Source organism: Fibrella aquatilis, from assembly GCF_017353255.1.
GTDB lineage: Bacteria > Bacteroidota > Bacteroidia > Cytophagales > Spirosomataceae > Fibrella > Fibrella aquatilis.
Map to the genome: position 1 here is coordinate 73,028 of NZ_JAFMYU010000005.1, position 21,838 is coordinate 94,865.

The following is a 21,838-nucleotide window of genomic DNA, read 5'->3' on the forward strand; positions in this document are numbered from 1 at the left end:
TAACAGTGTCGATCCGGCTCATGCTTGCCCGTCGGTGCAGACTATCTGGTTTGCTGACCCGGTAGCGTTTAGTTAGTGTATCAACAGGTGATTTGGCGGCCCTAAAGGCAGGGTTCTGCTGCCCCTGGGCAAACGTATAGACTGGGCAGGCTATTGCAAGCAGCATAGCAAGCAAACCAACAGTGGTTGTGCTCTTCATAGTGTACGTTACGGTTTTCATAGGTTAATATGTGTACAAAAATAGAACGCCGTCTGATCAATTAATAAATTAATTGACCAGACGGCGTATTTATGATCAACAGCTAAACAGCCTGTGAGCATTGCTAAATACCGCACAACGTGCCGAACGACTAACTAGTTGGTTGCCGAATTCGGCCGTGTGGTCGTACCCGACGAGCTACGCGTTGACCGGCTCCGTGAATTGCTGTTCGTGCGGTTCATGCTTCCCTGTCCGTTTGGCGTAGTTGTGTCCATCTGGTCCATCGTGGTGCGGTCGGTAGTGCGCGTACGGTTGCCATTTTGCATGGTACCGTTTTGCATAGTCCGGTCTGATTGCGTTGACGAAGAGCCGCTACGCATGGTACCGTTTTGCATCGTACCATTCTGCATTGTCCCCGTTTGCGACGACGAGCCTGTGGCAGGCTGTGTGCCCTGATACGTGCCCGACGACGAACCCGTGGTGGGCTGCGTTTGGTAAGTACCTGAGTTGGTCGACGTATTTGTCGAGTTGTTGTAAGTGCCAGTGCCGGTATTGCCCGTTGTGGGGGTACCAGTGCCGGTAGTCGACCCGCCTGTGGTTGAGGGGGTAGATGGTGTTGTTTGTGCCTGAACACCAAAAGATAGCCCGGCAAGTAGCAGAGCTGCGAAAATCATTACCTTTTTCATACGTTTAGCCTTTATGTCTATCGTCTTGATAGTCTAATTACTGAACGCCCTTAGTAAAGGGATGTTAGGTTATATTGAGGGAACGGTCTACTGAGGGCATAAAACAAAAACAGGTACTTTGTATTGCATAGTACATAGCGATATATTATGTTTGTGTCGTTATAGAACAAATGCAAACTGAGCGTATTATGAAAACGGCACTAGTTGTGAGCATTCTCTGGGCCGCCACCAGCCTCAGTGGCTATGGTATTGGCAGGCCACATAACCTGTTTGCGGCCCGTAAAGCCATTTTAGAGCGCCGGGCCAACAGCGCTGCTAACCGGGCAGGCATCGGCACTGAAACAAAGCCAGCCAGAGGCCTACGCGACCTTAGCCGCTATTCGTATATTTTTTTGCCCCGCTTCAGCCAAATACCCCAGGTACGCGAGTAGGCATGCACGTATTGTGTTGGCTTGTCGGTGCTGTCTACTACCTGATTACCCTGGTTAACCCATTCGAAAATGCTGCCATACAGATTATGTATATTGGTATAACCGGCCGCCTGTAGCTTTTCGCCCACCTTTTCGCTTCTGAATCCTACTGAACAATAAACCACAATAGGTGTGGTTTTGGGCAGATCAGCTACGCGCTTCAGGTCGAAATCGTTATAGCCAATCCAGCGGGCACCCGGCAGGTGGCTCACGTCAAACTCTTTTCGTTCACGGGCATCAAGCCGAACGGCCTCTGGCATCTGCTTTAGCTCATTGCAGGTGACCACTGGCACCGACTCACTAATGAGCGCGTCGACCATCATGCCAAAGGCTTTGTTGTTGGTACGCTGCGCCAGGGTAGGTAACGAAAGGGCCATCAAAGCCATAAAAAGGGCAATTTTCATGTCAATGTTTCAGGAAAAGTGTCAGCGTTAGGGCGTGTTCATTATCAAATTCTATCTGACTTCGGCGTTGTCGGTGCGTGAACTGATAACCTATTTCCACTGTCGACCAGTTCGAGAACGCATGACCCAGAGCCAGGTTAGTGCGGTTGAGGTCGAAGACGTTGCTCATGCCAGGCAGCAGGGGGGGCGCGTAGAAGAGCGTTTCGTTCCAAAGCTGCCCGTAGCTGTGCTGACCAATGCCCCGCCGCCACAGTGCCCGCGCCCTAAATCGACCGATGTTAGGCAAGTCGGGGCTGTTGAATATACGGTATTCGTACCCCGTTCGTAGCCGCAACGCCGATTTATGGGGCATATCCAGTGTCCACTCAGCCATCAATGTAGGTCGCCATTCGGCCACGGGGGGGCGTTTTAAGTCGGCGGTGTTGCCCAGCGCAGGGTAGGTGTAGAAATGCGAAACGGGATAAACTGAATAAAGCCAGTGTTTGGTGCGGTAGCTCACGCCCAACCGGCCCGCCAGTACCAGGGGAGCATCAAGCGCGTTTAACAAACTCTGGTCGGGATTACTTTGGCGGCGATAATACAGGTCGCCCAGCAAACTCCAGTGGGTTGTCAGCGAATAGGTTGGGGCCAGTCGCAGCCAAATTGCCGAGTGCCGGTAAGTCTGCGCCCGAGTAACCAACGGCCCAATCAGTAGGAACAGGTGGATTAAAAAGCAGGTAAACGGGTAGCGCATAGGCCTTATTTTCCAGTAAAGCTATGGTTTAACCTACTGAACGGCTAAATTTAGGGTTCCCATCACCCAATATGAACCTATTAACCACCGTAAGATTGTACGATTTTACTGACCTATGTGCGTACTTATGCGGAAGCGTATTGTTCTGCTGTGTGCTACTGGCACGTTGCTGCTAGCCACTTATTTAACGAGTCTGGGAACGAACGGGCGCGGTTTTCTACGAAATACGACCGGCTCTCCAACGGGGTGGCGCGGTACATCGGCGGCTACACCTCTCTCGAAATGGACCATTAGGCCCGGCGACGATGGTGGAGAGCGTAGCTTACGCAGACGGTTGCTCATGGCCTTGCCCAAACCCGTCGACGTGCTGCAAATGCCGTTGGCTGGTGAACACTGGGTAGACAGTGTGTTTCAGACCATGACGCCTGAGCAAAAAATCGGTCAGTTTTTTATGGTCGCCGCCTGGTCGAACCACAGCGACAACCACCGGCAGTACATCGAAACGCTGATTCATAATTACCACATTGGCGGGGTCATATTTTTCCAGGGTGGACCTTACCGGCAGGCGGTGCTCACAAATCGCTACCAGGCCGCATCTAAGATTCCGCTCTTTATCGGTATCGACGGTGAATGGGGCCTGGGCATGCGCCTTGACAGCACGATGGAGTTTCCGAAGCAGATGACGCTGGGAGCTATCCGCGACAACGACCTGATCTACCGGATGGGAGCCGAAATTGGCCGTCAGTGCAGCCGGTTGGGTATTCACATCAACTTCGCCCCTGTTTCCGACATCAACAGTAACCCCCAAAACCCGGTCATCGGCAACCGGTCGTTTGGCGAGGGCAAAGAAAACGTAGCGGGCAAGGCGTCGGCCTACATGCGTGGGTTGCAGGCGCAGCATATTATTGCCACGGCTAAACATTTCCCCGGCCACGGCGACGCCAGCACCGACTCGCATCATACGCTGCCGCTTATCAGTCGGTCGTCGGAACAACTGCACGACATTGACCTGTATCCTTTCCGCCGCCTCATTGCCGACAGCCTCATGGGCGTGGTGACAGGCCACCTGCACGTGCCGGGCGTAGACAACCAAACCCCCGCCGTAGCGGCCACGCTGTCGGGCAAGATCGTGACCGATTTGTTGCAGAAAGAGCTTGGTTTCCGGGGTATAGTCTTCACCGATGCGCTGAACATGGGGGGCGTGAGCCGGTCGCAGCGGTCAGAGGTTGTGAACCTGAAAGCGCTGGCCGCGGGTAACGACATCCTGCTTTATCCCGAAAATATCCGCGAAGCCACGCGCGTCATTCTGGAAGCCATTCAGAACGGTACGCTGTCGCAGTCGTTTATCGACGAAAAAGTAAAGAAGATCCTGCGGGCCAAATATTGGTCGGGTTTGCACCAGTACAAGCCCATTGCGCTGGCGAGTTTGGCGCAGGATCTGAGCAGCCCAGCAGCCAAACAACTGAAGCGTGAGTTGTGCGAACAGGCCGTTACGGTGGTTAGTGATGCTCGTAAGTTGCTGCCCATGAGCAAATTAGATACCAGCCGGGTGGCTTCGGTGGCTATTGGCGCTATGCCGGGCAATGTGTTTCAAAAGGCACTGGCCAGCCTGGCGCCGGTTCAGCAGATTGTGTCGCCCGAACGGCCGCAGGGCGATGCCGAGGTAGAGGAACTACTGGCCAGCGTAGGCGATGCCAGTACGGTGATCATCAGTTTTCACGGGATGAACCAGTCGGCGTTTCGGCAATATGGTATCAATCAGCCATCGTTGTCGCTCATTAAACGGCTCAAGGAAAAGGGTAAATTGGTGGTCGTAGCGGCGTTTGGGTCGGCCTATAGCCTCAATAAACTCACCGAAGCTGATGCCATTGTGTGTGCCTACCAGGAGTTTGACGAAATGCAACAGGCCACAGCCAAAGTTCTCTTTGGCAACCTACCCTCGAAAGGTGCCTTGCCCGTGTCGACAGGTGATTTTAAAGAGGGGCTAGGGCTATCTGCTGACCCATCGGGCCGACTCTTGCCCGCCTCGCCCGAAAGCGTGGGTATGCGGTCGTCTGAATTGGCCAAAATTGACAAAATGGTTGAATTAGCCGTGCATGACCGGGTCATTCCAGGCTGTCAGGTACTGGTGGCCCGCAGGGGAAAGATCGTGTATGACCATAATTTCGGCGGGCTTACCTACGCGGGCAATACTGAAAAGGTGACCGACCAGACGCTCTATGACCTGGCATCGCTGACGAAAGTGTTGGGTACGTTGCAGGCCGTAATGGTGCTATATGATCAGAAAAAAATCGACATAACTCAGAAAGCATCAGTTTATCTACCCGAACTGCGGGGCAGCAACAAACAAAACATGCTGATTCAGGATTTGCTTTGGCATCAGGCCGGGCTGATCTCATTTTACCCTACCCTCTGGGATCGCACCCGCACGTCGTCGGGTAGTTTGAACCCGGCCTACTATAGTAATCAGTCCGATAGTGCGCACACCCTGCAAATTGCCCCCACGCTCTGGGCCAGGCCAGCGGTGAAAGACTCGGTCTGGAAATGGGTCATTCAGTCGCCCCTGTCGCGTAAGGTAGATGCCGACGGTAAACCTTCATTTGTCTACAGCGATCTGAGTTTTCTGATGCTGCAAAAAATTGTGGAGCGCGTTAGCAAGCAGTCACTCGACCGGTTTGTGGACCGTGAGATATACCAGCCGCTGGGGCTTAAGTATTTAACCTTCACGCCGTTGCAGAAATTAACCAACCCTCATTGTGCGCCCACCGAACAGGACACCTACTTCAGAAATCAGTTGCTTGTAGGCACCGTTCATGACCAGATGGCGGCGGTGCAGGGCGGCGTATCGGGCCATGCAGGCCTGTTTGGCAATGCCCACGACATTGCCAAGCTACTACAAATGGACCTGCAACGGGGCGTATATGGCGGACAGCGAATTCTACAACCGCAAACGTTGCCTTACTTCACGCAGACGATTAGTACGCGTAGTCACCGATCGTTAGGTTGGGACAAACCCAACCCCGAGAGTACTACTAGTAGTTATCTGGCCCCACAGGCCTCTGCGCAGTCGTTTGGCCATACAGGCTTCACCGGCAACATGGTGTGGGTTGACCCCGCCGAAGAGTTAGTATTTGTGTTTCTCTCGAACCGGCTCTATCCCACCGGCGGCAACAACGCCATCAATACCACCCGCCTCCGTCGGCGCATTCACGAGGTTATCTATAACTCGTTGAAGGAAGAAAAGTAGTGGTGAGTGATGAGCGGTGAGTGATGAGTTTGCTTACGCCTGAGTAATATGCTGGCGTAAGCAAACTCATCACTCACCGCTCATCACTCACCACTATTTTAGAAAGCTTCGCAGCCAGTTTTCACAGGCGGCGGGCCAGCCTGATACCGACTCGCCGGGCTTGGTACGAAGCGCAAACCCGTGACCGCCAGTAGGGTAGAGGTGCATTTCGGCAGGTACGTTATGTTGTACACAGGCCGAATAGTACATGATACTGTTCTCAACCGGCACGCCTTTATCATCCATAGCATGCACCAGGAATGTTCGCGGGGTTTGGGCCGTTACCTGCTTTTCGTTGGAATACAGTTCAATCATGGCCGCATCGGCTTTGTCGGGACCCAGCAGTTTATCGCGCGAACCGCCATGCGCCTTATCGCCGAAGGTGATCACGGGATAGAGCAAGATGGTGAAGTTGGGCTTAGCCTGCTCGTCGGCTTTGGGGCCTCTGTTGTAATGCGTAGACAGCGTAGAGGCTAAGTGCCCGCCCGCCGAGAATCCCATTACGCCAATGCGGCTGGGGTCAATGCCATACTGACTCGCCTGCTGCCGAATCATCCGCATGCCCTGCATGGCATCGGTCAGGGGCACTTCGCGGGGGACGGTTTGAGTGCGGTCGTCGGGGAGGCGATATTTGAGCACCACAGCCACTAGTCCCCGGTCGGTAAACCATTTGGCCATGTCGCTGCCTTCGTGCCCCGCCGCCAGAATAGAGTATCCACCACCGGGGCAGATCATCACGGCGGCTTTTTGGGTCGATGATGGTTTAGTGGGCAGGTAGACCGTCAGCGTAGGCACGGTCACGTCGCTAATACGGAGAATGCCCCCTTCGGTGGTACTTTTTTCGGTGAGCGTTACGCCCGGCTTGGCCAGCGGAATGGCACCCGAAGGCCAGAGTGGGAGTACAGTTTGGGCCATTGCGGCTGAAGAAAGCAGGCTAACCGAAAGGGCCAGTCCTGTGGCGATCAGTGTGTGCATTGTCTGGAGAAATTAAGGGTAGAGTCAGCAACCCCGTCCCAAAAAAGCCCGTGCCCCTAGATCTCTACTTCACCATCTACTTCTGTCGTACCAGCCTTTTTACTGCCATGCAACACATCAATCAGTTCTTGAACCCTATATACGGTAGAGTTTAAGCGGTTGCCCAGAATGATAATTACATACTCGTCTTTGGGGCTAAACCAAAACATGGTATTGTAGCCCTTCCACCAGCCGGTGTGGTAAATAAATTCGGGTTGGTTGAGCGTATTAAGTTGCATCCTAAAGCCATAGCCATAGTTGCGGGCACCTTTTCGCTCGAAACTGCGCGGAATGAATGCCTCAGCCAGTGTCTTCCGCGACAGCAGGCAGTCGCCGTTGAGTGCCCGGTACCACCGAAACAGATCGCCGATGGTTGAATAAACCCCCTTATCGCCCACTACCCCGTCGAAGTAATCTTTCGGAATACGGCGATTCATCTGATAACCGGCTGTGCGGTGCTGGTTAATGGAATCGTTTTTGGTGGTGGCTACGTAGGTGTCGTGCATACCCAAGGGCAAGAAAATGGTGCGGCGCAGGTATTCGTCGAAAGGCTGTTTGGTTACCTTTTCCACAATGGCAGCCAGCACCATATAGTTGGTGTTATTATACGAAAACCCCCGGCCCGGCACGTTATATTTTTTCGGCGTGGGCGATACCGTAGCAAACCAGTGCATAATATCGGCGTTGGTGGGCAGGTGCGGCTCTTTACGGTAATAATTCACCTTCATACTATCGTCGAACGAATAAACGTAGTTCGGTAGCCCACTCCGGTGGCTTAGCAGGTCGCGGATGGTTATATTATGGTAGGGGAAGTCGGGAAAAAACTGCTGAATAGAGTCGCTAAAGGCTAATTTGTGGGCTTCCTGCAATTTCAGCACAGCTATGGCCGTGAACGTTTTGGAGAGTGAAGCCAGCTGAAATTTAGACTGCTCGACCAGTGTGTCGCGGTCATTTTTCTCGAAATGAGCCAGCCCAAAGCAATGTTTATATAAGACAATGCCCTTCTGAGCTACCAGCACGTTGCCGTTCAACCCACCGCGCACTTTCTGCTGGATAATGGCTTCAATTTGTCGGGTTTTCTCGTCAGCCCCGATTGATTCCCGAATAACCTGCTCTTCTGTCGGCGATAGAATCTGGTCATCGGCACAGTTCCGCAACTCCACCGTCGAACGGTTGGTTGTTTGAGTAGACTGTCCACATGACATACTAACCAGAGTACTACCAACAACAACGGCAATAACTGCCCAACGGCGACATAACAACAGTCTCATCTGCACAAATCCAGTCGCTCAATGCGATCACTAACTAGTTGAAAAGAAAGAGAAGATTCGTAACCTTACTGCTTACAAGCTACAAAAATAAGTGCCCTCCCGGCCCGATAACGACCAGTGGGGGTAAAATCGCGTAGTGTTTGAGAAAAAATTAGCAATAGCCTAACTACCTACCCCGGCCTTGAGCCATTACACGGAGTGTCTGTGCGATGATCCATAAATCGAGCATCAGTGAACGCCGTTTTGGGTAGAGCAAATCGAACCGAAGCCGCTGTACCATCTCCTCGATAGTAGCGGCATAGCCGAACCGTATTTGTCCGATGGAGGTGATGCCAGGTTTCACCTTCAATAAGTCAGTATATTCTGGCGCTATTTCCACGATTTTATCGATGAAAAACTGCCGTTCTGGCCGCGGGCCTACTACTGACATGTCGCCTTTCAACACGTTGACAAATTGGGGAAGCTCATCAATGCGAGTCTGGCGCATAAACCGACCCCAAGGCGTAATACGATTGTCGAGTAATCCCTGCGAGAGCGAAGGCCCAGCTTTCTCAGCGTCGACATACATGCTTCTAAACTTATAGATCATGAAGGGCTTACCATGCTGCCCGATCCGCTCCTGTTCATATAACACCGGGCCTTTCGACGCAAAGCGGGTAATCAGACCTACCAGCACATACAACGGTGATCCCAGTACCAGTACTCCTGCCGAAAACAGGATATCGAACGAGCGCTTTAAAAATGCCACGCGAAAACTGTCGAGATCTTTCGTCGATAAGTTTAGAACGGGCAGGAAATCGTGGTACTCAACAGAAGCTCCTTTTGTCAAAAATCCCCTGAAATCGACCAGTAGTTTAATCTGAAAATCGAGTCGTTCAGATTGGTCTACGATCTGTTTCAACTGTACGTTATCAATATAAGGCATACAGCAGTAGACGCAGTCAATGCCTTCGCGTTTGACGAAGGCGGCTAGTTGTGTATAATCTCCTGCTAATTGACCCGCGTTTTCGGGTGTAGACCAATCAAAATAACCCTGAAAACGAAAGCCCATCTCGGGGTGTACGTCATAAAAGCGAGTTATCGTTTGCGCTAGTTTGCCATAGCCAACCACCACAAACCGGCGACTGTTATAACCTCTGGCACGAAATTCCTGCAAAAACAATAAGCCGCCCAGACGAAACAGACCAGCCGTAATCAGAAAAAGTAAATAAGTGATTAAGAGCTGAGTTCGAGAGAAAAACACATTCTGAAAAAGCATCCAAAACAGGGCAATAACAGCCATATGGACAGATGTGAGCATCAGCAGTTTCCTCATCAATGGCCCCGCCTTAAATAGTTGACGTGGAAACACATACGGCTGGGTGAGCAGAATAATAGCTGCCCAGGCAACGTTAAAGGCAATCCACAACGATTGGTAGGGTGGCTGAGCAATCTCATCAATATTGCCAAAAGCCCACCCATATGCACCCACGAATGAGGCATTAAGGCACACGAAATCAAAGAAAACGTGTAGTGGGAACAGCAATACGGAATAACGATGCTTCATACAAAACGTCAACAACGATGCCGCCAGAAATATACGGCATTGAAACGATCACAGTGAGACGGTTTAGGCAACGGCCTTATGTCATCATTGATAAAGGTAAGGCCATACGCCCAAAAACAGGCTATATCTTTGAGTAGTCGGCACTTAAGTCAGTACTATTTTGTCCACTGTCTACGAAGGCCTACGTATAACCCAAAAGAATCTTGGTACAGTCCACCAGTATCATAGGCTACTCTTCCGATCACTTCGGTACCATCAAAAAGCTGACCAAAATTTCCTTGTGAATGAATTACCGTAGACAATTGGCCAAACAGGGATACCTGTGTAATTGGCATACGGAAGGGTGTGTCGTAGGTACCCAAATTTCGGCTCACTGACAGTTTTGTCTGGTAAGAAAGCCCCTTTGGCAATACGCCACCACGCCAGGGCAACGTACCCGCGGCGGCCAGATGCCAGGCATAAATTCTATTGTTATTGGTAAAACCACCAAAGGATGTATTTCCCGCACGGTCATAATATGGATTGATGAACGGAGTGCCGACAGTCAGCCGCTGATATGCCCACCCGTCACGAAACTGGGCATTGTTAAAATAATTAACACGCCCCCGCCGCGCCGGGTCGTCGATGACGAATTCAGGCCCGCCCTGATTAGCAATGTTTAGGAATTCAAACAGAACGGTGCGCACCACGGCATCTGGGTCATTGCTTCGTAAACGAATGCCATTGAGTCCATCAGCAATGCTGGTGAGGTAGAAGAGGGCACCTGAATCATATGGGTTCTGCCGGTATATGAACAGCGAATGCCTTCGTAAATCGATTTCTAAAGCCAGGTCAACTGATCCCAAGTGATTACCGATGCGGTTAGTCAAGTCAAAGTCTGTAATGCCCGGCGAAGGAGTAAAAATGGATTGACTACCTGTGCGTAGTCCTGTAATAACCAGCAAATAGTCTTGAAAACTGGCAGGTAACTGTTCCGAGTTAACTACACCCAAGGCGGCCAGTTCCGGGCTTCTACCCCCCCATACTACATCATGATTGATGCCACCGTAAGCCCGAAAAGTGCTTTGCGCTTTGCCAAGCCTGAAAAACAGCGACTTCTGGTGCAAAAAGGCGTGCCGAACGTAGGTGCCACCGCCCAACCAGCCATGGGCAAACATACCCATAACCGATACCCAGCCTTTAGTAAACTTAATCGGTGTAAAGATGGGTATGCCAATTTGCAGTTTAGGAATTGGTAGCGCATTACCCGACCAGGTATAAGAACCGGAGGTCAGCAGCGTATCGACCAGGCCAAAGATCTCCCGGCGGCGACCGGCGTAGGCTTCAAAAATGCCAAACCTGGCTTTGACGTAAGCCTGTTGCAAAATCACGGGCGACGCAGGAGGTAAATTACCGTAGTTAGCACCGTTAGCAATTACGTCCACCCCATAGCCTAGATCAAAGCCGTGTCGGGTGGTATCGTAGTCACTAGCTAAGCCGACACGAAAAGTAGCCGAAGGCGTATAATAAGGAACCGATCCATATTGATTAGCTCGCAACCAAAACGGCGTTTGCCCAGATGTAGAGAAATACGCGCCCGCTTCAACCTGATATTGGTTCGGTGCCCGGATGGCCGATGACTGAGCATAAAGCTGGAATGAGCCTAAGCAGAAGCTATTGATAATGAAGATGTTGAGCCAACTACGCATCGTTACCGTTTTGCGGTGAGTGAATGAAACATGCCAGTATACAAACCACCAAAGATAGCCGCAAAAAGGCCGAAGCCACCCCGTGGAGGTGGCTTCGGCCTTTTAACGATGCAGTGTGGGTGTTTCGTCCCTATTATTTATTTACGGGTTCCTGACGAGGCACCACGGCGTAACTGCTGTTTAATACGCTTGTTTTCAAGGCGTAAGGCTTGCGTTTCTTTCTTCAACTCGATCATGTATAGAGTCAATTCTTCGATTTTCTCCAGTAGTTTGGCATCCATCTTACCCACATCTACACCATCGCGTACCACTTCTTCTGCAGAAGGAACACCCGGCAGATGCCCATGCGCGTTGATGTGTTGCTCTACCTGGGCCAGCGAACGCAGGTTATACTGTTTATCAAACACCTTGTCGCTCCAGTCGCTGGTGTTGGCCACGGCTACCTTCACCTTTTCGGTCAGGATGCCCTCGCTTACATAGAGACGATAGCCCGCCGGCGTCTTGCTGACACCAGGACCAATTACTACGCCTCCCGCGTTAGTATTCGTTAGGTTTGCCCCCTCTACTGACCAGTTTCCATCAACGCCGTCGGCTCCCAGACGGGCACCAGTTGTACTGCCCAGTACCACGTCACCATTCGCGTTTACGGTGAGGAAGCGCGTAGCTGTGGCAATAGTGCCAGGGTTAGCCGTAGTCAGGTTTTTCAGGCGCAACCCGCTGGTGCCTGCGGCGGCACTAACAATCTCCAGTTTATTACCCGGTGCGGTAGTACCAATACCCACATTGGCGTTGTTGCCTAGAATCACCGAGTTAGCTTGCGTTACCTGCGCTCCAGCACCCAGGGTTACTACATTGTCTAACTGCACGGTGCTGAATGACTGTGGAATCCCCGAATCTTTGCCCAAAAAAACGCTGTTGGATGTGTTATTACCAAAGGCTCCGGCCACCTGTCCAACGGCAACGTTACCTGTTGAGTTACCAATAAAGTTGTTTCCTGCATACTGCCCAATAGCTATATTATTGGACGTATTACCCTTTAAGCCTGCTCCATCACCAATGTAGATGTTGCCGCTACCCGTAGAGTTAGCATTACCAGCAGCATTACCCATCATGAAATTGCCGCTTCCTGACACATTGTTGGCTCCTGCAGTTGCTCCCAAAAATAGGTTGTTAATACCTGTGGTGTTGTTAGCTCCTGCTCGTTGACCTATGAAGGTATTATTTATCCCCGTATTGGTCAGACCTGCACTATAACCAATAAATGTGTTGTTGACACCACTGACGTTATTAAAACCTGAGTGATAACCTATAAAGGTGTTCTCAAGTCCATTTATGTTTGACGCACCTGACTCGAAGCCAACAAAAGTGTTTTGAGATCCTGTGTTGACAGAACCCGCCTTACTACCGACAAACACGTTTTGTTGTCCAGTGGAGTTTCCTGAACCAGCTAATGACCCCGCGAATACATTGTCTCCACCCGATGTGTTGCTCGAACCAGCGTCTGAACCTAAGAAAGCATTATTTGAACCGCTCCCATTTGAATACCCTGCCCCAGTGCCCAAAAAAGCGTTATTACTTCCTCCTGTATTGAAGTAGCCAGAGCGTTGACCGATGAATAGGTTGCTGAAGCCAGCGTCGTTTGAATATCCAGCCCCCGAACCCATGAACGTATTGTTGTTGCCACCGACGTTGCTGAAACCTGAAGAGTAACCCACAAAAGAGTTACCTTGCCCTGAGGTATTCAAGCTGCCTGCGCTGGCACCTAAAAACACATTCTGCGTACCCGCCATGTTCTGGATGCCAGTGCCCCTACCAATAAACAAGTTGCTGGCTCCACTCATATTTAAGTTTCCTGCACCCACCCCAACCAGAGTGTTGTCAGAGCCTGGAGTAGCTGAACTTGGGGAAGTTGAAACATAGTTTGTCTGCGCCTGACAAACCGATCCTGCAATAATAAATCCTGCGACAAATAGTAGTTGTTTCATGCCTGCTTAGTTTTGTTGTCAAATGTAAACTTATTACACATTTAAAAAAACAACAGATGAGTACAGTCTGTTGTTAGTCTACTATGTCAGTAAACGTAAAAGACCCTCAATTCGGAGTGGTTGGTGATGGTGCTACAGATGACTCTGCGGCTATACAGAGGGCTGTCGATTATGCAAAGTCACGTCCAGCGGTGCCTGGTTCACCAGCTACATATAGAGCCACAGTCTATTTTCCCGCCGGCTACTATTACTTGGCGAGTCCAATCAACCTAACCAACACCAATGGAATATGGCTAACTGGAGACGGGGGATCTTATTTAAACACCATAATATATGGTAGTACAGGTGGGGTCATATTTGATTTTAGCGGGTCGTCTCTGTCAGGCTGCGAGAACTTCACGTTTCTAACATCAGACCGCAACAGCCGATCTACTACTGGTGTTTTGTTTGCTCTAACAACTAATGGGGGGCTAAACTGTGGCATTAGACACTGCTACTTTGAGATGAATGACACCCCGACGGCAAATGGAGGGTTTGGTTCTATAGGTTTGATGAATGTTCGGAGTGAAGAGTTCTTTATCCATGAATGCCTTCTCAAAGCCAACACTTCTTTGATTTTCTCCAACACACGGGATTTGTCTGAAACGGGCACCAATTTCACTGTGTCAAGCCCTTTTCAAGCTCTTCCAACTGATGTTGGTTCAATGGGGGTGGTCAGTATTACTGGCACTTCACTCCAAAATATTGAACGAAGGCAGCCAGCTCTAGTGCTAATAGGCACAAACAGCATTAGTTTTCAAGGCTATATAAGTCGCGCTTCATCTAATAATGGTAACAACGAAACGGCAATACTGTGCGTCAGATACACAACTAATCTCAAAATTTTTGCAACAATTGAATCATTTTCTAGAATATTAAGAGCTTTACTTGGTGGGTTCGAGGGCAATGAGCTAAAAGTAGTAATAGCTAACAGTAGTGCACCAGCCACTGAATTAGTGGATGTCACAAATTGTGGGGTAAAAGGACTGTTGCTTCAAGTAAGCTTGCCGGTTGCCTCTGAACGCAACCGTTTTTTAGTGTACCATGCACCCGTGGCCGGTGGGACTCAACAAGCAAACGGAGTATTAACTAATTCAGTGATTACATGTACGGATGTGGTAGATAACCGAAATGTGATTACATCCAATCTGCTGAAACGGGCTGACAATGTAGTGTTTAACACTGACCAACCATTTGAGAAGCGAGGCGGGCGCATCAGACAGTTATTTACAAATTTTGCCAGCTTGGGCCAAACACGGGGAGGTACACAAACGACTATATTACGTTTTTCATTAGCGAGTGCTACGACTATAAATAACACCAATGGAGGTAGTTATCGAATTTGGATTGATGGAACTATTAGTGCAGGATCATACGGTACCCAGGCATCAGCATCATTAGCTTTCCAAGCGCAAATACTTGTCAACCAAAGCTATAACGGTGTCTTTAGCCCAACATCGATTACCATTATCACTCTTGATCAGACAACAACCAACGCTGCTTATATGTCAATTGTTGGTGTTTCTATGGACGCAAGTTTTTCAAACGGCGTGGGTTCGGTTTTGCTAACTCCCCGTATCACGGGTACAAGTACAGGGGATCCAATAACATACAATGGTCAGGCAGAACTGCAAGCCGACTTTCTGGTTAATGATTCAGTAGTTTTTCGGTGATAAAGTGACGTCTTAATTTAGTGGATTTATGATGCGCTATCTGCTCACTGCCATTACGTCGTTCAGTGTACTGGTTGGCTTTTTAGGGATACACGTATCTGTTTCAAACGTACGGGTTACAAGATTTGCTTACCAAAAAAATTCTCCTGCCCGCGTACTGAATAACAGTAACTGGGTAGCTACGGACGCACTTGGACGTTCATTACCCAATCAATCTGAAACAGGCCTATCACGCGCTAATAAATATGTTGGGTTGTTTTATTTTTTGTGGCACGGAGAATATAATCAGAAATTATACGACATAACCAAAATACTTAAACAAAACCCTACAAAACCTACTTACGGACCAATTGGTGCTTTCCACTGGTGGGGGGAACCCGAAGCAGGGTATTACAGAGCAGATGATCCTTGGTTAATTAGGCGCAATCTTAGCATGCTGACCAATGCAGGAGTTGATGTCCTATTTATGGATGTTACTAATAGAGATACTTATCTAAATACTTTAAAAAAACTATGCGCCATCTCAAATGAGATGCGGAAGCAAGGGCAGCCAACGCCTTACATCTGTTTTGTTACGAATTATAAAACAAAAGAAACAGTATCTGATTTATATTTCAACTTCTACGCAGATAAGCAGTATTCAGATTTATGGTTTAGATGGGAGGGGAAGCCACTTATTTTAGGCAAACAACAAGAAATTGATGATCTTGCCCAACGTGGTTTTTTTACTTGGCGCTATAGCTGGCAATTTACTGACGCTAAATCCCAGCCCAGTCATTGGCAGTGGCTTGATAATACGCCGCAGAATTTTGGCTGGATCAAAAACCCCAGTGTACCTGAAGAGATACCGGTTGCCGTGGCAAGTCACCCTGTATTTGGTGTTGGAAAAAGTAATGCAAACAGTCGGGAAGGTAAATTGAATCAATACGCTACAAGTTTAGTGACAAGTGAAGGACGTCATTTTGCCGAACAATGGAAACGTGCTTTAACCATTGATCCAGCAATTGTTTTTGTTACGGGATGGAATGAATGGATTGCACAACGATACGTAGCAGATACCAACGATAAAAATCAAGTATTTAAAAGTTTTATTGACCACAAGCTACGCCATGGGGAAACCTTTTTTCAGGACTTATATAATGAAGAGTTTAATCGGGATATCGAACCGATGAGAGGTGGTTATACGGATAATTATTACTACCAACTCGTGGCCAACATACGTCGCTTTAAGGGAATGACTATCCCAATTACGGCTACACCAGCAGTGACAATAGTTATTGACGGTAAGTTTGACGAATGGCAAGGAGTAAAGCCAGTATTTACTGATCCTCAAGGAGATACGTATCATCGCAATTGGCTTCGGTTTGATAACAAAAGCCGGTTAATTAACAGGACAGGCAGAAATGATATTGTAGAAAGCCGCATTACATATGATAAAGAATTTGTTTATGTGTTTGCTAAGACAGTCAAGCCAATTAGCACACCAACGGACAAGAACTGGATGCTGTTGTTTATCGATGTAGATCGCTCAAAAAAAACTGGGTGGGAAGGGTATGATTTGGTTATAAACCGGCTGATTAGTAAAAACAATAAAACCAGCGTTCACCGTTGGCTAAAAGGAAAGTGGCAATCTGTAAGCGTGGCAACATACAGGGTAGCAGGAAATAGGTTAGAATTAAGCATACCCAGCCATATAGTAGGTTTGCGTTTAGCCCCTTCGTTTGATTTCCACTGGGCGGATAATGTGCAAAAATGGAACGCAGTAACTGAATTTTTTTTAAACGGTGATAGCGCGCCTGACAGACGATTTAATTACCGATTTTCTGCAAAATGAAAAGGTCAGTCAATTACTGAATTTAGATTACCTTGGGACCATTAACAAGTTCGATAAGCATTTTTTCAAAGCGAGGGAGAATTGCGTGTTCGCTTAGATGGTTCTCAGCATACGTACGGGCATTAAGTTTGTATTGCTGTAACATAGGAGAGTGAAGTGCCATTAGGATGGCATTGGCCAGTTTGTCGCCTTGATCAGGTTCAATAACCCAACCTAGGCGATTATCTAAAACAACATCACTTAGTGAAGTGCCGCTATCTGCTGAAACAATTGAAGCTCCACCAGCAGCCAAAATACCAACCAGTTTCGACGGCATTACCAAGTCAGAGGCAGCCCTTTTCTGTACAACCAAATGGATATCTGCCATAGCAAGCACACGTGGCATTTGCTCATAAGGAAGAATCGGGAAAAATAGTAGGTTATCAAGTGATTGCTGTCTTGCCGCCTCCTGCAAACGCTCACGAGCGGCTCCTTCCCCAAATACAATAATCTTAATAGCAGGATGATTTTTTAACAGTACTGCAGCATCGACGAGGACCTCTAGTCCTTGTTTTTCGCCAATATTGCCAGCATAAAGTGCAAGCTGATCCTCCGACGAAAAACCTAGTTCTGCCCGAAGGGACTGTTCCATAGACATCGGTTGAAACATGTCGATGTTTACCCAGTTTTCAACCATCCGATACCGTTCAGGTGGCGTTCCTTTCGATAGGATATTTCGCTTCATCCCCTCACTGATGCTTGAAACCCTATCCGCGTTGCGGAGCAAATAACGCTCGATGCCGTCCAGAAAACTAATCAATCTCCTATTCTTGATCATTCCTAAATTACGAGCGGTATCGACCTGTAAATCCTGAATATGGAAGACAAATGGCGTTTGTTTCAACCGACTAAATATATAGGGAACTAAACCAGCTTGCAGTGGTGGGCAAACGCCTATGAACACGTCATAATGCTTGAATAACAGCTTGATCCAATGAAATAAGGAATTGAAAGCAAAGGACAGTTCGTGTAAAATTCGACTCTCACCAGTAACATGCTCAGGGACATACAAGGGGGTGCGATAGACGGTCAACGTGCCTGATTTCTCATTGAACCAGCCTTTTCCCTTATATTCATCTTTAACTTTCCACTCAGGATAATATGGGTGAGCAGTAATCACGTCAACTTCATGGCCATGTTCCGCAAGCCATTTAGTTAGTTCGCCATTAAATCTTCCTGATCCGGCCACTTCGGGAGAATAACTGATACTATATAACAGAATACGCATGATGCAAAATTAAATGACAGAAAAAACTCGTTTAAACAAGGCAATAGCCAGCAAAGTACGTCCCCTCAACTTCTTGATAAAAGGCTGAGGACTTTTAGTGCTCATTTCGGTTGGGCTAGCATTCCCGGAATGTCTCCGGAAACCCGAAAGCTTTTCAGGAATAAATATTACTTTGTATAAAGAATTAGCTAGCAATCCCAACCAAACATCTTGATAGATGAGGTATTTGGTGGCCCGATGCAATTCTTCAGGGAAAGGTAAAGCTTTATGTAACAAAGAACGACGAAATGCCATACAATTACCCAAGAATGTATTCTTTATGAAATTTTTCAATAGTCCAGAACCTGAATGGTAGCTAATAAAAAACGATTCTCCCATTGATTTGCCATTTTCGTCGATAAAATCGCAGTTGCTTACGACCAAATCGTACTTCTGTAAATAGGGAAACATAATATTTATTTTATTAGGTAACCATATATCATCTTGATCTGATAAAAATATAAGATCGCCACTCGCTTGAGATAATGCATTTTCAAAGTTTCTTGTTGCAGAGCGAGGCGATTTGTTGATAAATAACTTAATCCTCTTGTCGTTGAATTGAGAGATAATTGCTGCCGTAGCATCCGTTGACGCATCATCCGAAATTATTAATTCATCTTCAGGACCAAGTTGAACGAGAATCGACTCGATTTGTTCGCGAATAAAACGTTCACCGTTAAATGTGGCCATACAAACACTAATTGGAATCATATTTATGAAGTATTTTAAATTTAAAGCGTTTCAGATTTTTATTAAACCGCACAGTAAGCTTACCCGTAAGTAACAAACTAACTAAGATAAATATTGGTATAGTGAAAAAGAATAAATTGAAAAATTGAGTTACAGCAAGGTTAGAATCTACCAATATAGCTTGAGCAAAATGACAAAAACTTCCTATAAAGACAAAGTAGAATGCACTTGTACGCATCAGAGAGAAAAAGTAAATTCTGATAGCTCCATACAAATACCCTACAATCGCGCAGTAAGGAAAAGCCCCCCAGTAATAAAAATAGATCCTGCCTTCTAGGTAAAACGGTGCGTTAGGGCCTACAGTAATGCTTTCTATTACAGAACCCGGTGGTCGTAAATTATCGTATAAAATATTGCCAAGTGCTTCCTGGTAAGGCTGTAATCGAAGAAATCCGAAAATTGGATTAACCAATCGGGCGAAATAGTCAGCGATAGAATATCCACCAAAATAATCTATGTTGACTGGTGTATAAAAATAAATTAAAGAATCTGAGCTATATAATAGCCGACGGACAAATGCCAAGAAAGCTCCATTTAATCCATCATTCTCTTTCAAAAGCACTGTAAAAACTACACCAAATATGCCTATGAAAGCAAGGGGCATATAACGTCGAAATTTCTTAAGTGCTTCCCTTCTAACCGAAAACATTGGGTGATAAATAACTATGCCGGCTGAAATTGCAATCTGTAATAGTGCTGCTTTGGAACCTTCAAGAGAAGAGAAAAAAGTTACAATCAATATAAGTAAAAAATATTTCTTTCCCCCTTGAATAAGATACAAAAAAACGAAAGAAATAATAGTAAACGTACCTAAGGCCCAGTTCATCTTTCTAAATAAGCCAAATCCTTCTTGAAAATTAGCGAATTTTGCCGAAGATGGGGCTTCTGACAGTAAAGCAAACCCTTTTACATAACCTATTACCAAATTTGATAGAATATATAATACTAGAAATATGTATGTTATACATTTTAGTAATGATTGACCAGAAAACTCATGCACTTTATTTGTAATATTAATTCCTGAGAATGAATAATTCGTACGATGATGAGCAATTGCGAATCCAGCCCATACCGAAGATTGACATACAAAGAAGTGGATTAAATCCTTGACAGTAGGAACTATTTGTATTGCCAATACGCTAGCAAATGAAGTCGTGAAAACAAAAAGAAATAGAGGATCTAAAACAGAGTAAATAAATCTATAGTACATTAAAAAATAAATAACAAAAAAAGCACTAGTCAAAAGAATTATCATTGGTAATATTTCATAGTTGACATCCATGTTTTTCTTGTTTAATTAAAAATTAATTATTAGAAGCTGTAAACGAGAAACATTTGAATTTCGAAAGAGTGTACGAATTGTCGTCAGCCAAAAAAATCTTTAAGATTTTTGCTGATTTTCAATAAATTATATTTTCTAAGTACTGCACCTGTCTTTCGCCGCAGCCAGAAATAACCCATTGCCCAAGTACGCTTCCATCCACTGAACAACTGACTGTGGATCTGCTGCATTTCTGAGTAGCCCTGTTGCATTTGATTCTCACTGATGCCGTCTCCACCAAAGTTGCATACTACAATATCCATGCTTTGATGAGGTATATTCATCAGCGATAATTTTAAATTGAATTCATAATCAGATGCTATCCGCATAGATTCGTTATACAATAATTTATCAAAAATTTGTCTGTCATAAAACATACCTTGATGATGTACCTGATGACGCATAAGATGAGGCGATCCGAATAGTGGACGTAGCATAATTTCCTGTTTAACACATTCTACACTGCCGACGAATATCTTTGTACTGGCCTCGCCTGATCTAATAAAGTTAGCTACAGCGTGCAATGTGTTGGGCGTATGTAGTTCATCATCAGCGCCAATAAAGTAGAGCCATTTGCCTGTTGATAGACTTATGCCTGTATTCAAACCTGCGTACAGTCCTATACCAGGTATAATACGCACCGTTTTGTTTATGATTGTATACTCGCCTATAATACTTACCGTGCGATCCTCACTGCCTCCATCAACAATCACCAGTTCATAGTCAGGAAAGGTCTGATTGGCAATACTAAGTAGACATTCTCGTATTGTCTTCTCTCCATTTAGTACCGTAATAATGATTGAAATATAAGGAGAATACATAGTTTGGTTTATAAAATTAATATGTTTGCTGAAACAGTAGGTACGGCTATTGATCGCTCAAAACTATGTTTACTATACGCGATGTCCATAAAGGAAATATCTTAACCTTTTTTGGGCGTAGTACAATGCCAAAGATACAGATAGAATTTTATTCTTCCAGTTACCCGCTACATACCGCATCCGAATTCTGTTTGTCTCCTTTAATGACTGGGATAGATCGCTACTAGCTCCACCAACAGCGCAATTAGCTATAATTATTGGTACGTAACACACAGGAGATTTGAGTATATAAAGCTTTAAATGAATATCATACTCTGAGGCAATTGTTAAAGTTGGATCATATCGATAATTGTTAAATATTGACTTATGATAAAATGCACTTTGGTGGTGAATAGTATTTTGGAAAATGGTTCTTGGACCTAAAAATGAGCGCATTCTGTGTCCATTATCAAATAATACGTCGCCAAATACAATGATATAATTCTTACTCAGCTCAGCTTTTACCTGACTTACTATGTCAGGCCGCAGGGTATCATCACCACCCAAAAAATAGATCCAGTCACCATTTGCCCGGTCTATTCCCTTATTCATTGCATCGTAGATCCCCTTGTCAGGTTCACTTATCCATCCTGCAAGATCATTTTCGTACCGTCGGATCAGTTCTATTGATCCATCGGTACTACCTCCATCAATTATCCAATACTCTACCAACTCTCTGTTTTGGTCCAGAACACTTTTGATAGTTGCTTCTAGTGTTGAATAGGCGTTATAAACGACTGTAATCACTGAAATAAGTGGTTTTCCCATGTGTG

General features: G+C 46.6%; 17 protein-coding genes and 1 pseudogene. 5 read left to right on the forward strand and 13 right to left on the reverse strand.

Going from position 1 to position 21,838, the window contains the following annotated elements; genetic code table 11:
• Window positions 1–354: 354 nt before the first annotated feature.
• Window positions 355–885, reverse strand: coding sequence for a hypothetical protein (locus J2I48_RS08020; protein ID WP_207334902.1), 531 nt, complete (start codon window positions 883–885; stop codon window positions 355–357).
• A gap of 188 nt (window positions 886–1,073) precedes the next feature.
• Between J2I48_RS08020 and J2I48_RS08025 the strand changes: the two genes are divergently transcribed.
• On the forward strand, window positions 1,074–1,316 hold the full coding sequence (locus tag J2I48_RS08025) for a hypothetical protein (protein WP_207334903.1): 243 nt from the start codon (window positions 1,074–1,076) through the stop codon (window positions 1,314–1,316).
• On the opposite strand, the gene J2I48_RS08030 is transcribed toward J2I48_RS08025, so the two are convergent.
• Together J2I48_RS08030 and J2I48_RS08035 are read right to left on the reverse strand one after the other, a co-directional pair.
• On the reverse strand, window positions 1,262–1,759 hold the full coding sequence (locus tag J2I48_RS08030) for a rhodanese-like domain-containing protein (protein ID WP_207334904.1): 498 nt from the start codon (window positions 1,757–1,759) through the stop codon (window positions 1,262–1,264). The two genes, J2I48_RS08025 and J2I48_RS08030, sit on opposite strands and share 55 nt — an antisense overlap.
• Window position 1,760: 1 nt before the next feature.
• Entirely contained in the window at window positions 1,761–2,492 is a 732-nt protein-coding gene (locus J2I48_RS08035; protein WP_207334905.1) for a DUF2490 domain-containing protein, read from the reverse strand.
• Between the two features lie 340 nt (window positions 2,493–2,832).
• On the opposite strand from J2I48_RS08035, the gene J2I48_RS08040 reads away from it, so the two are divergent.
• Window positions 2,833–5,739, forward strand: a complete 2,907-nt coding sequence (locus J2I48_RS08040) for a serine hydrolase domain-containing protein (RefSeq protein ID WP_445451882.1) — start codon at window positions 2,833–2,835, stop codon at window positions 5,737–5,739.
• Window positions 5,740–5,832: 93 nt separating this feature from the next.
• Here J2I48_RS08040 and J2I48_RS08045 read toward each other — a convergent pair whose 3' ends face one another.
• The 5 genes from J2I48_RS08045 to J2I48_RS08065 form a co-directional block, all read right to left on the reverse strand.
• Entirely contained in the window at window positions 5,833–6,753 is a 921-nt protein-coding gene (locus J2I48_RS08045) for an alpha/beta hydrolase (RefSeq protein WP_207334906.1), read from the reverse strand.
• A 56-nt stretch (window positions 6,754–6,809) separates the two neighbouring features.
• Window positions 6,810–7,955 (reverse strand): serine hydrolase domain-containing protein, encoded by a 1,146-nt coding sequence (locus tag J2I48_RS08050; protein WP_510186075.1) that lies wholly within the window; start codon window positions 7,953–7,955, stop codon window positions 6,810–6,812.
• 274 nt (window positions 7,956–8,229) lie between these two features.
• The gene (locus J2I48_RS08055) at window positions 8,230–9,609 is read right to left on the reverse strand and encodes a sugar transferase (RefSeq protein ID WP_207334908.1); all 1,380 of its coding nucleotides are present in this window, start codon (window positions 9,607–9,609) and stop codon (window positions 8,230–8,232) included.
• A 155-nt stretch (window positions 9,610–9,764) separates the two neighbouring features.
• Window positions 9,765–11,297 (reverse strand): capsule assembly Wzi family protein, encoded by a 1,533-nt coding sequence (locus J2I48_RS08060; RefSeq protein WP_207334909.1) that lies wholly within the window; start codon window positions 11,295–11,297, stop codon window positions 9,765–9,767.
• A 137-nt stretch (window positions 11,298–11,434) separates the two neighbouring features.
• Window positions 11,435–13,282, reverse strand: coding sequence for a beta strand repeat-containing protein (locus tag J2I48_RS08065; protein WP_229375954.1), 1,848 nt, complete (start codon window positions 13,280–13,282; stop codon window positions 11,435–11,437).
• Between the two features lie 83 nt (window positions 13,283–13,365).
• Here J2I48_RS08065 and J2I48_RS28225 point away from each other — a divergent pair.
• The 3 genes and pseudogenes from J2I48_RS28225 to J2I48_RS08075 form a co-directional block, all read left to right on the forward strand.
• Window positions 13,366–13,605: pseudogene (locus tag J2I48_RS28225) on the forward strand (glycosyl hydrolase family 28-related protein); the annotation flags it as partial.
• A gap of 180 nt (window positions 13,606–13,785) precedes the next feature.
• Window positions 13,786–14,994, forward strand: coding sequence for a hypothetical protein (locus J2I48_RS08070; RefSeq protein ID WP_229376021.1), 1,209 nt, complete (start codon window positions 13,786–13,788; stop codon window positions 14,992–14,994).
• A gap of 28 nt (window positions 14,995–15,022) precedes the next feature.
• Entirely contained in the window at window positions 15,023–16,828 is a 1,806-nt protein-coding gene (locus J2I48_RS08075; protein ID WP_207334911.1) for a hypothetical protein, read from the forward strand.
• A gap of 22 nt (window positions 16,829–16,850) precedes the next feature.
• Here the strand turns inward: J2I48_RS08075 and J2I48_RS08080 are convergent, their stop codons facing one another.
• From J2I48_RS08080 to J2I48_RS08100, 5 genes are all read right to left on the reverse strand, one after another.
• A complete protein-coding gene (locus J2I48_RS08080) occupies window positions 16,851–18,095 on the reverse strand; it encodes a WcaI family glycosyltransferase (RefSeq protein WP_207334912.1) in 1,245 nt (414 codons plus the stop codon).
• Window positions 18,096–18,104: 9 nt separating this feature from the next.
• The gene (locus tag J2I48_RS08085) at window positions 18,105–18,824 is read right to left on the reverse strand and encodes a glycosyltransferase family 2 protein (protein WP_207334913.1); all 720 of its coding nucleotides are present in this window, start codon (window positions 18,822–18,824) and stop codon (window positions 18,105–18,107) included.
• 7 nt (window positions 18,825–18,831) lie between these two features.
• Window positions 18,832–20,166 (reverse strand): oligosaccharide repeat unit polymerase, encoded by a 1,335-nt coding sequence (locus tag J2I48_RS08090; RefSeq protein ID WP_207334914.1) that lies wholly within the window; start codon window positions 20,164–20,166, stop codon window positions 18,832–18,834.
• 83 nt (window positions 20,167–20,249) lie between these two features.
• Window positions 20,250–21,026: a glycosyltransferase gene (locus J2I48_RS08095; protein WP_207334915.1), complete on the reverse strand. Its 777-nt coding sequence runs from the start codon at window positions 21,024–21,026 to the stop codon at window positions 20,250–20,252.
• Between the two features lie 72 nt (window positions 21,027–21,098).
• Entirely contained in the window at window positions 21,099–21,833 is a 735-nt protein-coding gene (locus tag J2I48_RS08100) for a glycosyltransferase family 2 protein (protein ID WP_207334916.1), read from the reverse strand.
• Window positions 21,834–21,838: the final 5 nt, after the last annotated feature.

Bases quoted from the DNA above. Each gene is read 5' to 3' on its own strand.
- J2I48_RS08020 (WP_207334902.1), bottom strand. From the start codon at position 885: ATGAAAAAGGTAATGATTTTCGCAGCTCTGCTACTTGCCGGGCTATCT.
- J2I48_RS08025 (WP_207334903.1), top strand. From the start codon at position 1,074: ATGAAAACGGCACTAGTTGTGAGCATTCTCTGGGCCGCCACCAGCCTC.
- J2I48_RS08030 (WP_207334904.1), bottom strand. From the start codon at position 1,759: ATGAAAATTGCCCTTTTTATGGCTTTGATGGCCCTTTCGTTACCTACC.
- J2I48_RS08035 (WP_207334905.1), bottom strand. From the start codon at position 2,492: ATGCGCTACCCGTTTACCTGCTTTTTAATCCACCTGTTCCTACTGATT.
- J2I48_RS08040 (WP_445451882.1), top strand. From the start codon at position 2,833: ATGGCCTTGCCCAAACCCGTCGACGTGCTGCAAATGCCGTTGGCTGGT.
- J2I48_RS08045 (WP_207334906.1), bottom strand. From the start codon at position 6,753: ATGCACACACTGATCGCCACAGGACTGGCCCTTTCGGTTAGCCTGCTT.
- J2I48_RS08055 (WP_207334908.1), bottom strand. From the start codon at position 9,609: ATGAAGCATCGTTATTCCGTATTGCTGTTCCCACTACACGTTTTCTTT.
- J2I48_RS08060 (WP_207334909.1), bottom strand. From the start codon at position 11,297: ATGCGTAGTTGGCTCAACATCTTCATTATCAATAGCTTCTGCTTAGGC.
- J2I48_RS08065 (WP_229375954.1), bottom strand. From the start codon at position 13,282: ATGAAACAACTACTATTTGTCGCAGGATTTATTATTGCAGGATCGGTT.
- J2I48_RS08070 (WP_229376021.1), top strand. From the start codon at position 13,786: ATGAATGACACCCCGACGGCAAATGGAGGGTTTGGTTCTATAGGTTTG.
- J2I48_RS08075 (WP_207334911.1), top strand. From the start codon at position 15,023: ATGATGCGCTATCTGCTCACTGCCATTACGTCGTTCAGTGTACTGGTT.
- J2I48_RS08080 (WP_207334912.1), bottom strand. From the start codon at position 18,095: ATGCGTATTCTGTTATATAGTATCAGTTATTCTCCCGAAGTGGCCGGA.
- J2I48_RS08085 (WP_207334913.1), bottom strand. From the start codon at position 18,824: ATGGCCACATTTAACGGTGAACGTTTTATTCGCGAACAAATCGAGTCG.
- J2I48_RS08090 (WP_207334914.1), bottom strand. From the start codon at position 20,166: ATGGATGTCAACTATGAAATATTACCAATGATAATTCTTTTGACTAGT.
- J2I48_RS08095 (WP_207334915.1), bottom strand. From the start codon at position 21,026: ATGTATTCTCCTTATATTTCAATCATTATTACGGTACTAAATGGAGAG.
- J2I48_RS08100 (WP_207334916.1), bottom strand. From the start codon at position 21,833: ATGGGAAAACCACTTATTTCAGTGATTACAGTCGTTTATAACGCCTAT.